This window comes from Buchnera aphidicola (Brachycaudus cardui) (genome assembly GCF_005081945.1).
Lineage (GTDB): Bacteria > Pseudomonadota > Gammaproteobacteria > Enterobacterales > Enterobacteriaceae > Buchnera > Buchnera aphidicola_AN.
Genome location: NZ_CP034879.1, coordinates 22,216 through 36,602, shown reverse-complemented (window position 1 = coordinate 36,602; position 14,387 = coordinate 22,216). Strand labels below are relative to the sequence as shown.

Sequence of the window (14,387 nt, the reverse complement as noted above, 5' to 3'; positions counted from 1 at the left end):
TTAATCAATTTTATCTTACTTTTCTTTATTTTTATATTTATTTTTTATTAAAATAAAATTTTATAATATGATAAATAAAGATATATTTTTTCTTTTTATATCAAATATATAGAAAAAATTTACATATCAAAATACGTTTTAACATAAATTTTTCTATCTAAATTTATAAAAATAATATCTAAATTATTAATTTTTTACATTCAAATAAAAAAGGAAAAATAATGAATAAAACTCAATTAATTAATATCATTTCTAAAAAATCTAATTTATCTAAAATACAAGCTAAATCCACTTTAGAAGCAACGTTATCTACTATAATTGAATCTTTAAAAAAAGGTGAATCTGTACAAATAGTTGGATTTGGCACTTTTAAAGTTAATTTAAGAGCTTCTCGTATAGGACGTAACCCTCAAACAGGCAAAGAAATACAAATTCCCGCCACCAAAGTTCCTAGTTTTACATCCGGTAAAACACTAAAAAATGAAATTAAATAATTTTAAAAAGCTTATATTTTAAAGTATTTATATAGGGGCATAGTGCCCCTAAAAAATTTTCTAAAAAAAACCTCATCCATATTAATATAAAAAATATAAAATACTTTTATTTATAAAATATCAAATATTCAATTATTTATTAAAAAAGACAATATATTATGCCCTTATCAAAAATAATAAAAAATGCTTTAATTAGTGTTTCAGATAAAACTAATATTTTAAAAATAGCACAAATATTAATAAAAAATAAAATTAATCTATTTTCAACAGGAGGAACATCTGAAATTTTAAAAAAAAATCAAATACCTATTACAGAAATATCAGATTATATAAATTTTCCAGAAATAATGAACGGACGTGTAAAAACACTACATCCTAAAATTATGGGTGGTATTTTAAGAAGACCAAGACAAGATCAAGATATTATGAAACTATATAATATAGAACCAATAGATATAGTTATCGTAAATTTTTATCCATTTGAAGAAGGGAAATATATTACAACAAATAATATAGATGATATTATCAATAATATTGATATAGGTGGACCTACACTTGTACGTGCAGCTGCAAAAAATTATCAAAATGTTATAGTAATAGTAGATCTTTATGATGTTGAATTAATTATCAATTCTATTATTAATAATACTTTTAATATAGAAAAAAGATTGTACTTAGCAACTAAAGCTTTTCAATATACATTAAATTATGAAAAAAACATCTCAGAATATTTCCTAAAAAAGAATACCTTGAATAACAATTATAGAAAAGATTTATTTCCTGAAGAAATAAAACTTTCTTTTATAAAAAAACAGGATTTAAGATATGGAGAAAACCAACATCAAAAAGCATCTTTTTATATAGAAAAAAACATATTACAATCCGGTACAATCAGTACTACTAATCAAATTCAAGGTAAGTCTTTATCATATAATAATATCTCTGATGCTGATATTGCTTTAGAATGTGTAAAAGATTTTCAAGAACCAGCATGTGTTATTGTAAAACATCAAAATCCATGTGGCGTTGCAGTAAGTCATTGTCTTTTAGAATCATACTTATCAGCATATCAAGCTGATTCTATTTCAGCATTCGGAGGTATTGTTGCTTTTAACTCATCAGTAGATGAAAATACTGCTAAAGCAATTATTAATACACAATTTGTTGAAGTTATTATTGCTCCTAAAATAAGCAATTTAGCATTAAAAACATTAGAAAAAAAACAAAATATACGCGTACTTATAAGTGGTTCAATAAAGAAAAATAAAATAGGACTAGATTTTAAAAGAATTACGAATGGATTACTAGTTCAAGAACATGACACTTGTGATGTAGATGATCAAAAATGGAAATGTGTTACACAGCGTTACCCTACAGAACAAGAACAAAAAGATGCTGTATTTTGTTGGAAAGTAGCTAGATTTGTAAAATCTAATGCAATTGTATACGGTCGCAACCAAACTACTATAAGTATAGGCGCTGGTCAAATGAGCAGAATTTATTCAACTAAATTAGCAAATATTAAAGTTCAGGATCAAGGTCGTAATAATATTATGGGTGCAACTATGGCTTCTGATGCTTTTTTCCCTTTTAGAGACGGAATTGATAGCGCAGCTTTATTTGGAATTAGTTGTATTATTCAACCAGGTGGTTCTATAAGAGATAAGGAAGTAATACAAGCTGCAAACGATCATAATATATCAATGATCTTCACTAATAAGAGACATTTTAAACATTAAAAAATTATTTTTTCTTTTAGAAGAAAATTTCTTTTATTTTTATAATATATAGAAAAATATATAATTATTAAATCATCATTTAGATATATATGACATCTAAAAGATGATTTAATATTAATTCATATTATTAATGTATAAAAAATAATTTAAATAAAATTTTTATTTTTAATTTTTTCTCTTATTTTTTTTGTTGCTTCTACCATATTTTTTAATGCAGACATAGTTTCAATCCAATTTCTTGTTTTTAAACCACAATCTGGATTAACCCAAATACGCTTAATAGGAATATATTTCATGGCTTTAGTCAATAAAATAGAAATAGATTCTATACTAGGTATATTTGATGAATGAATATCATAAACTCCAGGTCCAACTTCATTAGGATACTGAAAATCTCTAAATGATTCTAATAACTCCATATCTGAACGAGCTGTTTCAATAGTAATTACATCAGCATCTAATAAAGCAATAGAATCCATTATATCATTAAATTCACAGTAACACATATGTGTATGAATTTGTGTAGTATTTTTTACAGATGATGAACTTAAACGAAATGCATTGACTGCCCAAGATAAATATTCAGACCAAGCGCTTTTACGTAAAGGTAAACCTTCTCGTAATGCTGGTTCATCAATCTGAATTATTTCTATTTTTTCTTGTTCTAAATCTAGTACTTCATCACGTAGAGCTAAAGCAATTTGTGTTGCAATTTTTTTTAATTCTATATCTTCTCTCGGAAAAGACCAAAATAAAATAGTAACAGGACCTGTCAACATACCTTTTACTGGTTTATACGTTAAAGACTGAGCATATTTAGACCACTCTATAGTAATTGGTTTCGGACGACTAATATCACCAATAATAATAGGAGGTTTTACACAACGTGAACCATAACTTTGTACCCATCCATTATCTGTAAATACAAATCCATCTAAATACTCACTAAAATACTCTACCATGTCATTTCGTTCAGCCTCACCATGCACTAAAACGTCTATATCTAATGATTCTTGTGCTCTTATTACTTTTTTAATATTTTTTTTAATATTAATAGAATATTCTTCTTGATTAATTAATCCTAATTTAAAATCACGTCGTAATTGTCTTATATTAATAGTTTGCGGAAAAGACCCAATAGTTGTCGTTGGTAAAATAGGTAAATTAAACTTTTTATTTTGTTCTATAGCACGTGAATGATAAGAGTCTATACGTTGAAACTCATTACTTGAAATTTTTGATAAACGTTCTTCTACTTCAATTTTATGAACTCTTTTTGAAAAACTACGATCATAAATAGGAGCACTCCATTCTTGAATAGAATCAATATTACTATTATTTAAAGCATCTGATAATAATGATAATTCTTTACATTTTTGTACAGCAAAAGAAAACCATTGTTTTACTTCTTCATCTAAATGTTTTTCTGTTTTTAAATCAATTGGTGTATGTAATAAAGAACATGAAGAACCAATTAAAATTTTTCTACGATGTTGTAAAATTTTTGAAATCTCTTTAAACCATTTTATAAGATCAGACTTCCAAACATTACGACCATTAACGACTCCTAAAGATAATATCCATTCTGATGGTAATTGAGTATTAAAATCAACTATATTATATTTTCCAAAAACTAAATCAATATGAATCCCTTGTACCGGCAAATTACGAATAAAGTTTATATTATGTTCAACACTATCAAAATATGTTGTTAATAATATTTGTGTTATTCCATGCAATTTATTATAAACGTAAGAATAAGATTCTTGCCATTTTTTAGGTAATTCTAACACTAAAGCAGGTTCATCTATCTGAACAAAATCAATATTACGCTTTGCTAATTCCTGTAACACTTCTTGATATATTGGAATAATATCTTTTAGAATATCTAAACGATCAAAATACTTTCCTTTTACTTTTCCTAACCAAAGATATGTAATCGGACCTAAAAGTATAGGTTTAACTTTATGTCCTAATAATAATGCTTCATCTACTTCATCTAAAATTTGTCTCCAAGAAAATTTTAAAATTTTATCTTTATAAAATTCAGGAACAATATAATGATAATTAGTATTAAACCATTTAGTCATTTCTGATGCTGAAATATCTGGAGAACAACCTCGTGCAATATTAAATAAACAATCTAAATCAATAGAATCATTAATTTTACTATGTCTTTCTGGAATATTACCTAACATCATACTAGTACTTAATACATGATCATACCAAGCAAAATCTCCAACTGGTATATAATTTATTCCAGATTCTTTTTGTTGTTGCCAATGTCTTTTTCTTATTTCATATCCCACTGACAATAAATCTTTACGTGAAATCTTACTAGACCAATAATCTTCTTGAGCTTTTTTTAATTCACGATTTAAACCTATTCTTGGAAATCCGAGAGTATGATTTAAAATTGCCATATTATATTTCCTATTATTTATTATAAAATATTTTTATAAATAATTTATAATTGATTTATTTAAAAAAATAGATAATCTATAATTCTAGTATTAAAGAAAATTAGCAAGCGTAAATAGTTAATTCTTGATATGAAGGAATCTCATGATTGAAATTAAACATCTCCGAACACTGCAAGCACTCAAGAATAATGGATCATTAAGTGCAGCCGCTATTCAATTACATCAAACACAATCTGCAATATCGCATCAGTGCAATGAACTAGAAAAAAAATTAGGATTTAAATTATTTATTAGAAAAAGCCATCCTATAAAATTTACTATTCAAGGTAAAATTTTACTGCAATTATCTGAAGAAATACTACCTAAAATACAAAAATCAATACAAAAATGTACAGACTCACATCATATGATCATTCGATTAGCCATTGAATGTCATAGCTGTATTCAATGGTTAACACCAGCATTAAAAATATTTCAAAAAAAATGGCCGAAAGTAGAAATAGATTTTTATTCAGATATGACATTTACTCCTCAACCATTTCTTCAACAAGGAAAAATAGATATTGTACTTACTTCTGAAGTATTTCCAAGAAGTAATTTATTTTATGCACCAATGTTTGATTTTGAAGTGCGTTTAGTTTTATCACCTAATCATCCTCTTGCTTTAAAAAAAAATAATATTCTTCCAAAAGATTTAGAATCTGAAATATTAATGACTTATCCTGTTGAACGACATAGATTAGATATATGGAAATATTTTTTACAACCATCTGGTATTATACCTATTTTTAAAAACGTTAATAATACATTACTTTTAATTCAAATGGTATCAGCACAAATGGGAATTGCCGCACTACCACATTGGGTAGTAGACAATTTTGAACGTCAAGGTTTAATTGTAACAAAGAAAATAGGAAATGGCATATGGGGAAGACTTTATGCTGCGATACGAAATGGTGAACAAAAAGAATTAGTAATACAAACTTTTATTCATTCTATACGCTTACATGCTATAAATAATTTAAAATTTATTCGTGGTGTATTACAACCACGATTTTTTAAAAAAATTAAAATTTAAACATATTATTTTTTTCTATTATTTATAATATGTTGTTATTTTTGAAGAAAAATTTTATTTAAACATATTGCAACACCATTATTATTATTACTTCCAATAATTTCTGCATTCGGTAAAGCATTTTTTAAACGTTCATCTGCATTTTGCATAATATATGATTTTCCAGAAATACTAAGCATTTCTAGATCGTTCATTCCATCTCCAAAAGAAAAAAAATTATCTAAAGGAATATTTAATAAATTAGATATTAATTGTAATCCATAACCTTTTGAAGTTTTACTAGATATAACTTCAAGACAACCTGGAACTGAAAAACTAATATTTACTTGATCACTATAATTGCTAATAATTTTTTTTTCAAGATCATATAATTTTTTAATATTTTTACTTGTATAAAAAATCTTACTAATATTACTAGGTTGTAATCTATCTAAATGAAAATATTCATACTTTAAATTAGTAAGAGCCGGACAAAAATTATTATCTATTTTATTATTATTTATATACCATTTATTATTTTGATATAATTGAGTAATAATATCTTGATCTGCATATACTATATTACATAATTTAATAGAAATATCTTCGTCTAAATTATTATTAAATATTAACGTATTATCTAGATTATAAACACTGGCCCCATTAGAAGTAATCATAAAAGATTTAATATTTAAAATATCTCTAATTTGTATAACATCTGTATGATGACGTCCTGAGGCAAGAATAAAATAAAATTTCTTTTCTATTAAAAATTTAATAATTTTTTTAGTATATTCTGTTATTTGATTCTCTGAAGAAAGTAAAGTACCATCTAAATCTACTGCAATAATTTGATACATAAAAACAACCTTAGGAGAAAGTATAATATATTTTATCATAATAAATATATTATGTAGACAGATATACTGTATACCCGCATCTAAAAAATCACTTATTAAAAAATTCTTAATTTCTTAAATTAATATTATTAAATATCAACGTATTATTAATAATTACATTTATTTAATTAAAAAATTTTATTTAATATCAATGCATATATTATAAAAAAGGTTTTTTATGTCAAAGAAAGAAATCAGTGTAGTAATACTTGCAGCTGGAAAAGGAAGTAGAATGAACTCTGATTATCCTAAAGTGTTACATTTTTTAGGAGGTCAGACAATGCTAGAACATGTAGTTCAGACAGCACAATCTATAAAACCAAAAAAAATTATATTAGTTTACAATGGTGAGAAAAAAATTGAATTATCTAATGTTCATAACGTATCAATTCAATGGGTAATACAAAAAAAACCAGAAGGAACAGCACAGGCTATATTATTAGCCTCAAAAAAATTTTCAGATAATGAAAATGTACTAGTTTTATATGGAGATGTACCATTAATTTCAGTCGAATCAATAAAAAAATTAGAAATTTCTAAAAAAAAATCAATCATTAGTTTATTAACTATGAAAGTAAAAAATCCTAGCGGATATGGTCGTATTATAAGAAAAAAAGGTAAGATTAGTGGCATTGTAGAAGAACAAGATGCAACTTATGAACAAAAAAAAATAAAAGAAATATATTCTGGAATTTTTATAGCTAATAGTAAAGATTTAAAAAGATGGTTAAAAAAAATTGATAATAAAAACAAAAAGCAAGAATTTTATGCTACTGATATTATCTCTTTAGCTTATCTTGAAGGTAATGTAATTCAAAGCATTCAACCTTTAAAAGCTCAAGAGATACTTGGTGTAAATAATAAATTGCAACTATCTATTTTAGAAAAAATTATTCAAAAAGAACAAATTAATAAATTATTAATTGCTGGAATTATATTAAAAGATCCTTCTCATTTTATTTTAAGAGGAACGTTACAACATGGGAAAAATATTGAAATAGATACCGGTGTTATTTTTGAAGATAACGTCATCTTAGGTGATAATATTAAAATTGGTGCAGGATGTATTATCAAAAATAGTATCATTGATAGTAATACTAATATTCAAGCATATACAATAATAGAACATGCTAAAATAGGTAAAAATTGTATTATAGGTCCTTTTGCTCACTTAAGAATGAATACTTTATTAGATCAAGAGGTACAAATAGGTAATTTTGTTGAAATAAAAGATACTACCATTAAAACACAATCTAAAGTAAAACACTTAAGTTATCTCGGCAATGCTGAAATTGGTTCTAAAGTAAATATTGGAGCCGGTAGTATTACATGTAATTATGATGGAGTGAATAAATTCAAAACTATTATTGGCGATAATGTTTTAGTAGGTTCTAATACACAGTTAGTTGCACCTATTAAAATTATAAAAAACACAACTATCGCAGCAGGTACTACTTTAATTAAAGATGTCAATACGTCCTGTTTAGTTTATAACTCTAAAGAGCAAAAATATAAAAAAAATTGGATACGTCCTAATAAACTTGATCAAAAATCATGATTAAAACTTATTTCAAAAATATATTTATATTTTCAAAATAAGACGTTTTAATAAAAACTTAAAAAGGTATTAATATATGTGTGGTATTGTTGCTGCAGTAACACAATCTAATATTATCAATATTCTTATTGATAGTATTAAAAAATTAGAATATCGTGGATATGATTCTTCAGGATTAGCTGTAATAGATTATAATAATAATATTATTAGAATTCGTTGTGTTGGAAAAGTCGACGAACTTATTAAAGAAGTAAATAAAAAAAAAATATTTGGTAGTATTGGTATGGCTCATACCCGATGGGCCACTCATGGTAGAATTTCAAAAGAAAACACTCATCCACATATATCTTCAAATATTATTGTTGTGCATAATGGCATTATTAATAATAATGCAATATTACGTATTTTTTTACAAAAACAAGGGTATATATTTTCTTCTGATACTGATACAGAAGTCATTGCACATTTATTACATTGGGAACAAAAGAAAAAAAAAGATTCTCTGCATACAGTCATACAAAAAAGCATAAAACAATTACATGGCAATTATAGCATGGTAGTAATAGATAAAAACAATCCATCACAATTAATAGCAGTTAGATCTGGAAGTCCATTAGTTATAGGATTAGGAATGGAAGGAAATTTTGTAGCTTCTGATCAAATCGCATTATTACATATAACAAAACGTTTTATATACTTAGAAGAAGGTGATATTGCTATTATTCAAAAAAAAGAAATTAATATTTTTAATAAAAAAAACTTTAAAATTCAAAGAAAAATAACTAGATCTCATGTAGAATATCAGTCAGTAAAAAAAGGAAAATATTCTCACTATATGGAAAAAGAAATATATGAACAACCAAGATCTATTAAAAATACTTTAAAACATTATCTACAAAAAAATAATACAATATATTTTCCAGAATTAAAAAAAAATAATATTTTTTATCATGCAGAACATATTCAAATAGTTGCATGTGGTACTTCATATAATGCAGCAATGGTCTCAAGATATTGGTTTGAAGCACTAGCTAATACTCCTTGTGATGTAGAAATCGCTTCTGAATTTTCTTCAAGAAAATTAGCAGTAAAAAGAAAAAGTTTTTTAATTACTCTATCTCAATCAGGTGAAACTGCTGATACCTTATCAGCATTAAGACACTCTAAAAAACTAGGATATTTAGGTAACTTAACTATATGTAATATGGAAGGATCTTCTTTAGTCAAAGAGTCTGATTTTTGCATATTAACTCATGCTGGAATAGAAATAGGAGTAGCTTCAACAAAATCTTTTACTGCTCAATTAACTGTTTTACTTATGTTAGTATCTAAAATAGCAAATTTTAAAAAAAATTACTTAGTCTCAAAAAACATTATTCAAGTTTTGAATACATTACCTGATAAAATTGAAGAAATTTTAAAAAAAAATGAATTAATCAAAACTATTGCTAATAAATTATCTAATAAAAAAAATATATTATTTCTTGGAAGAGGCGAACAATATCCTATTGCAATTGAAGGAGCTTTAAAACTAAAAGAAATTTCTTATATTCATGCTGAAGCATATCCAGCTGGTGAACTTAAACATGGACCACTTGCTCTTATTGATAAAAATATGACAGTGATTATCGTTGCACCTAATAATGCATTATTAGAAAAAATTAAAAATAATATAAAAGAAATATGTTCGAGAGAAGGTATTATTTATGTTTTTTCAGATCAAGATTTTGATTATGAAGAAAATATTAATATTATTAAACTTCCGTATATAGAAGAATTAATAGCACCTATTTGTTATATTATTCCTTTACAACTTCTTGCTTACTATATTGCTTTGAGTAAAGGAAAAGATATTGATCAACCGAGACATCTAGCTAAATCAGTAACAGTAGAATAAAGTTTTATTTATTATTTTAATGTTTATAAATAGAAAAAAATTGATTATTTTTTTAGAAAAGAGTATGAGTTTTCAATTTAAAAAAACTTAATCTCATACTCTATATAAAAACTTTATAAATAATTTTTTGAAATATTTAATTAATTTTCTATAGCTATTCTTAACTTTTTCATTGCATTTTTTTCTAATTGTCGTACACGTTCTGCAGAAATTCCATAGTTATTTGCTATAGTTTGTAAAGTATTTTTTTTATTTGTATCTAACCAACGTGCGTGAATAATGTCACGACTACGTTCATCTAGCCTTAATAACGCATCGCTAAGTTTATTAGTAGCATGTTCTTCCCAATTATCTTGTTCTAATCCATTAGCAAAATTAGATTTTTTATCTTGTAAATATTGCATGTTACTATTACTTTTACCATCTATAAAATCATCTTCTGGTAACGGATTAAAAGTAACATCTTGAGCAGACATACGAGATTCCATTTCTCTTACATCTCTACTACTAACACCTAATTCTTTAGCGACTATTTTAATTTCTTCCTCATTAAACCAACCTAGTCTTTTTTTTGTTTTTCTTAAATTAAAAAATAATTTTCTTTGAGATTTTGTGGTTGCTACTTTAACAATACGCCAATTTCGTAAAACATATTCATGTATTTCAGATTTAATCCAGTGCACAGCAAAAGAAACTAGACGTACTCCTATTTCTGGATTAAATCTCCGTACTGCTTTCATTAATCCAATATTACCTTCTTGTATTAGATCAGCTTGAAGTAAACCGTATCCTGAATAGTTTCGTGAAATATGAATTACAAAACGGAGATGAGATAAAATTAATGTTTTTGCGGCATCTAAATCACTATTATAACGTAAACGTTTAGTTAATGATTGTTCTTCTTCAATTGATAGCATTGGCCATAAATTAGCAATTCTAATATAAGTATCTAAGTTACCTGGTGGTGTTACAGATAAAATCTGCACTTTATTAATCATTTGAATTCCCGCATCAACGAATTATACTTACTAAATTATGAATATGTGGGACATTTTTATAATACTTTAATTAAGAGTATAAATCAAAGATTTATATAAATTAATTTTATAAATAAAATATTTTAAACACATGTATTAAGATAAAAACATATATTATATTTCACTAAATATTGCGTTAATAAATTCTGTACTATTAAAAACACCTAAGTCTTGAGTGTTCTCACCGATTCCAATATAACGAATAGGAATATTAAATTGATCAGATAATGAAAAAACTACACCTCCTCTAGCTGTGCCATCTAATTTAGTAATTACTAAACCTGTTAAATCTAATGCTTCATGAAATATTTTTGTTTGTTGTATTGTATTTTGTCCATTACAAGCATCAACAATTAACATTTTTTCATGTGGTGCAGATGGATCTATTTTTTTGATAACTCTCACTATTTTTTTTAATTCTTCAATTAAATGCAATTTATTATGTAAGCGTCCTGCTGTATCAATAATTAAGATATCTATTTTTTTTGATTTCGCTGATTGTACTGCATCAAATATCACTGCTGCAGGATCAGCTCCAGTATGTTGTGCTATTACTGGTATATTATTTAATTTACCTAATGTTTGTAATTGTTCTATTCCTGCAGCTCTAAATGTATCTGCAGCAGCTAATATAACAGATTTTCCTTCTGATTTATATTTTTTTGCCAATTTGGCAACTGTTGTTGTTTTACCAGTACCATTTACTCCTACAACTAAAATAATAAACGTTATATGATCAGATATTTTTAAAGGTTTTTCAACTTTTTTTAAAATACTATACATATTTTTTTTTAATAAACAGTATACTTTTTCAGAACTTTTTAAATCTTTACGATTTATATCTTTAATTAAATTCTTAATAATATGATTAGTAGTATTAATTCCAATATCGGCAAGTAACATTTTTTCTTCTAATTCTGTAAAAAGAATCTTGTCAATTTTTTTTGATGAAAAAATTTGATTAATTCCATCACCAAGAAATTTTTTTGTCTTTTTTAAACGAGTCTTTAAACGTGTAAAAAAATTTATTTTTTCTATAATTTCTTTTTTTGGATTCAATAAGTTTTTCGAAATATACAGTTTTTCATTACTATCAATACATTTTTTTTCTTCATTTATGATTTTCTTGTATGATGAGCAATTATTTTTTTTTATTTGTTCTTGATGATTTTCTTTTATATCTAATTCTTTACTTGTTTTTATTTTAGAACTTAACCAAGAAAAAAAACTATTTTTTTTACTATCTTTCATTTTATTTACCTTGTTCTTTATAAAAAAATTATTTTAAAAAAATCTATTAAAAACTTTAAAAAAAAATAAAATATTTATTTGAGTTATTATGAATAATAAAATAAATTATATCACCAACATAAACAAACTAATAAAATGAACAATAATTTTTTTAAAAAAGGTAAAGTTTATATTATTTCTGGAAAATTTAAAGGTAGAAAAATATCTTTTAACAATATTTTAAATGTACGTCCTACTACTAATCGAATACGGGAAACACTATTCCAGTGGTTATCTAAATATATCAAAAACTCAAGATGCCTCGATTGTTTTGCTGGAAGTGGTGCGCTAGGATTAGAAGCTATATCTCGTGGTGCTGCTTTTTTAACTTTACTGGAAATAGAAAAAAAAACTTTTTTTACTCTTCAAAGCAACATTAAAAAATTAAATATAAATAACTTAGAACTAATACATACTAATGCTTTTAGTTGGTTAAATAAAACTGGAAAACCATATGATATAATCTTTATTGATCCACCTTATCATCAAGGATTAGTTGAAAAAACTATTGTTGTACTAGAAAAACAAAGATGGATTAAAAAAACATCTATAATTTATATAGAAAAAGAAAAAAATCAAGATTTGATAATCCCAAAACATTGGATTTTATATAAAAAAAAAACTACAAATCACATAGAATGTTATCTATATATCTTTAATACCTAAAATGAATAATTATCACAATATTTTACATTCAAATATTTCATATTATATAATAATTAATATATTTAAAATAAAAAGGTAAAAAATATTTATGAAAATTCTACTTTCTACTAGTACAAATCTTGATTTATTTTGTAAAAATCCTATTAAAATATTAGAAACATCAAATAATGGAATTATAGAAATTTTAAAAGACAATAAGGCTGTATTTTATGCAATTACGCCATGTTTTTTACAAAAAATTTTTGATGTTGAATATAATCTATCATGTAAAGATAGACTAAAAAAAAACACATATAAAAAATTTTCCATGCATCAAAATTGGAGACCTGATAAAGATTTTATTCGTAAATCTGCACTATGGGGAATTATATTAACTGAAGAAATATCAAAATCAGAATTAGCATGTTTTATTACTTATTGGCAAGCTGAAGGTTGTTTTTTTCATCATATACAATGGCAACAAAAATTTGCTAGAAGTTTACAGAAAAGTAGATCTCTGAATCAATTTTCACAAAAAAAACGCGATATCACTTATATTCCAACACCTGATAAAACTGTACCAAGTGGATTTAGAGGCAAATAATGACATTCTATACTGAATTCTTTAAAAGACTTCAACGTCTTATGCCTAATCATATCAAACCAAAATTTGATAATGACGAAGATTTATTATCTTGGAATCAAGAACAAGGTAGACTATCTTCTGAATCTATATTACGAGAAAATAAAGCAATGAAAATGCAACGTGTATTAGGAAGATCAGGTATTCGAGAACTATATATGAATTGCTCATTTGATAATTATAAAATTGAACATGACGGTCAAAGAAAAGTACTAGAAGCATCTAAACGATATGCAGAAGAATTTAATAAAAACATTGCTAGTTTTATTTTTTCAGGAAAACCAGGAACTGGTAAAAATCATTTAGCATCAGCTATTGGAAACTACTTGATTCTACACGGAAAAAGTATTTTAATCGTAACAGTAGCTGATTTAATGTCTAATATGAAAGGAACATTTAGTGGTACTAGTAATATTACTGAAGAAAAATTATTACATAATCTTAGCAGTGTTGATTTGTTAATGATAGATGAAATTGGCATGCAAACAGAATCACGTTATGAAAAAGTAATTATTAATCAAATAGTTGATAGACGATCATCATCTAAACGCTCTACTGGGATGTTATCTAATTTAGACCATAAAGGAATGAAAACTTTATTAGGTGAACGAGTTATCGATAGAATGCGCCTAGGTAATAGTTTATGGCTAACTTTTGAATGGGACAGTTATAGACAATATGTTAAAGGTAATGAATATTAAAAAC

Annotated in this window: 12 protein-coding genes; 8 read left to right on the top strand and 4 right to left on the bottom strand. The window is 25.1% G+C overall.

What is annotated here, in order from left to right; genetic code table 11:
* Positions 1 to 221: 221 nt before the first annotated feature.
* Complete coding sequence (locus D9V67_RS00165) at positions 222 to 494, top strand: HU family DNA-binding protein (RefSeq protein ID WP_158358913.1); 273 nt, start codon at positions 222 to 224, stop codon at positions 492 to 494.
* A gap of 158 nt (positions 495 to 652) precedes the next feature.
* Entirely contained in the window at positions 653 to 2,233 is a 1,581-nt protein-coding gene (gene purH / locus D9V67_RS00160; protein WP_158358911.1) for a bifunctional phosphoribosylaminoimidazolecarboxamide formyltransferase/IMP cyclohydrolase, read from the top strand.
* 146 nt (positions 2,234 to 2,379) lie between these two features.
* Here purH and metE read toward each other — a convergent pair whose 3' ends face one another.
* Positions 2,380 to 4,656 carry a 5-methyltetrahydropteroyltriglutamate--homocysteine S-methyltransferase gene (gene metE / locus D9V67_RS00155; RefSeq protein ID WP_158358908.1) on the bottom strand — a complete coding sequence of 759 codons (2,277 nt, stop codon included), beginning with the start codon at positions 4,654 to 4,656 and terminating at the stop codon, positions 2,380 to 2,382.
* Between the two features lie 142 nt (positions 4,657 to 4,798).
* Here metE and metR point away from each other — a divergent pair, with 142 nt between their 5' ends.
* Complete coding sequence (gene metR / locus D9V67_RS00150) at positions 4,799 to 5,734, top strand: HTH-type transcriptional regulator MetR (protein WP_158358906.1); 936 nt, start codon at positions 4,799 to 4,801, stop codon at positions 5,732 to 5,734.
* Positions 5,735 to 5,769: 35 nt separating this feature from the next.
* Here the strand turns inward: metR and D9V67_RS00145 are convergent, their stop codons facing one another.
* Positions 5,770 to 6,573, bottom strand: a complete 804-nt coding sequence (locus D9V67_RS00145) for a Cof-type HAD-IIB family hydrolase (protein WP_158358904.1) — start codon at positions 6,571 to 6,573, stop codon at positions 5,770 to 5,772.
* Positions 6,574 to 6,790: 217 nt separating this feature from the next.
* Here D9V67_RS00145 and glmU point away from each other — a divergent pair, with 217 nt between their 5' ends.
* Both glmU and glmS read left to right on the top strand, forming a co-directional pair.
* Positions 6,791 to 8,170, top strand: coding sequence for a bifunctional UDP-N-acetylglucosamine diphosphorylase/glucosamine-1-phosphate N-acetyltransferase GlmU (gene glmU / locus D9V67_RS00140; protein ID WP_158358901.1), 1,380 nt, complete (start codon positions 6,791 to 6,793; stop codon positions 8,168 to 8,170).
* A 76-nt stretch (positions 8,171 to 8,246) separates the two neighbouring features.
* Complete coding sequence (glmS, locus tag D9V67_RS00135; protein WP_158358899.1) at positions 8,247 to 10,067, top strand: glutamine--fructose-6-phosphate transaminase (isomerizing); 1,821 nt, start codon at positions 8,247 to 8,249, stop codon at positions 10,065 to 10,067.
* A 140-nt stretch (positions 10,068 to 10,207) separates the two neighbouring features.
* Here the strand turns inward: glmS and rpoH are convergent, their stop codons facing one another.
* Positions 10,208 to 11,065: an RNA polymerase sigma factor RpoH gene (gene rpoH, locus D9V67_RS00130; RefSeq protein WP_158358897.1), complete on the bottom strand. Its 858-nt coding sequence runs from the start codon at positions 11,063 to 11,065 to the stop codon at positions 10,208 to 10,210.
* A gap of 153 nt (positions 11,066 to 11,218) precedes the next feature.
* A complete protein-coding gene (ftsY, locus tag D9V67_RS00125; protein WP_158358895.1) occupies positions 11,219 to 12,355 on the bottom strand; it encodes a signal recognition particle-docking protein FtsY in 1,137 nt (378 codons plus the stop codon).
* A gap of 135 nt (positions 12,356 to 12,490) precedes the next feature.
* On the opposite strand from ftsY, the gene rsmD reads away from it, so the two are divergent.
* The 3 genes from rsmD (at position 12,491) to dnaC (ending at position 14,383) form a co-directional block, all read left to right on the top strand.
* Complete coding sequence (gene rsmD / locus D9V67_RS00120) at positions 12,491 to 13,060, top strand: 16S rRNA (guanine(966)-N(2))-methyltransferase RsmD (RefSeq protein ID WP_158358893.1); 570 nt, start codon at positions 12,491 to 12,493, stop codon at positions 13,058 to 13,060.
* Positions 13,061 to 13,148: 88 nt separating this feature from the next.
* A complete protein-coding gene (gene dnaT, locus D9V67_RS00115; protein ID WP_158358891.1) occupies positions 13,149 to 13,643 on the top strand; it encodes a primosomal protein DnaT in 495 nt (164 codons plus the stop codon).
* On the top strand, positions 13,643 to 14,383 hold the full coding sequence (dnaC, locus tag D9V67_RS00110; protein WP_158358889.1) for a DNA replication protein DnaC: 741 nt from the start codon (positions 13,643 to 13,645) through the stop codon (positions 14,381 to 14,383). Before dnaT ends, dnaC begins: the two co-directional genes overlap by 1 nt.
* Positions 14,384 to 14,387 lie beyond the last annotated feature (4 nt).

Bases quoted from the DNA above. Each gene is read 5' to 3' on its own strand.
- metE (WP_158358908.1), bottom strand. From the start codon at position 4,656: ATGGCAATTTTAAATCATACTCTCGGATTTCCAAGAATAGGTTTAAAT.
- purH (WP_158358911.1), top strand. From the start codon at position 653: ATGCCCTTATCAAAAATAATAAAAAATGCTTTAATTAGTGTTTCAGAT.
- D9V67_RS00145 (WP_158358904.1), bottom strand. From the start codon at position 6,573: ATGTATCAAATTATTGCAGTAGATTTAGATGGTACTTTACTTTCTTCA.
- rsmD (WP_158358893.1), top strand. From the start codon at position 12,491: ATGAACAATAATTTTTTTAAAAAAGGTAAAGTTTATATTATTTCTGGA.
- dnaC (WP_158358889.1), top strand. From the start codon at position 13,643: ATGACATTCTATACTGAATTCTTTAAAAGACTTCAACGTCTTATGCCT.
- ftsY (WP_158358895.1), bottom strand. From the start codon at position 12,355: ATGAAAGATAGTAAAAAAAATAGTTTTTTTTCTTGGTTAAGTTCTAAA.
- dnaT (WP_158358891.1), top strand. From the start codon at position 13,149: ATGAAAATTCTACTTTCTACTAGTACAAATCTTGATTTATTTTGTAAA.
- metR (WP_158358906.1), top strand. From the start codon at position 4,799: ATGATTGAAATTAAACATCTCCGAACACTGCAAGCACTCAAGAATAAT.
- D9V67_RS00165 (WP_158358913.1), top strand. From the start codon at position 222: ATGAATAAAACTCAATTAATTAATATCATTTCTAAAAAATCTAATTTA.
- glmS (WP_158358899.1), top strand. From the start codon at position 8,247: ATGTGTGGTATTGTTGCTGCAGTAACACAATCTAATATTATCAATATT.
- rpoH (WP_158358897.1), bottom strand. From the start codon at position 11,065: ATGATTAATAAAGTGCAGATTTTATCTGTAACACCACCAGGTAACTTA.
- glmU (WP_158358901.1), top strand. From the start codon at position 6,791: ATGTCAAAGAAAGAAATCAGTGTAGTAATACTTGCAGCTGGAAAAGGA.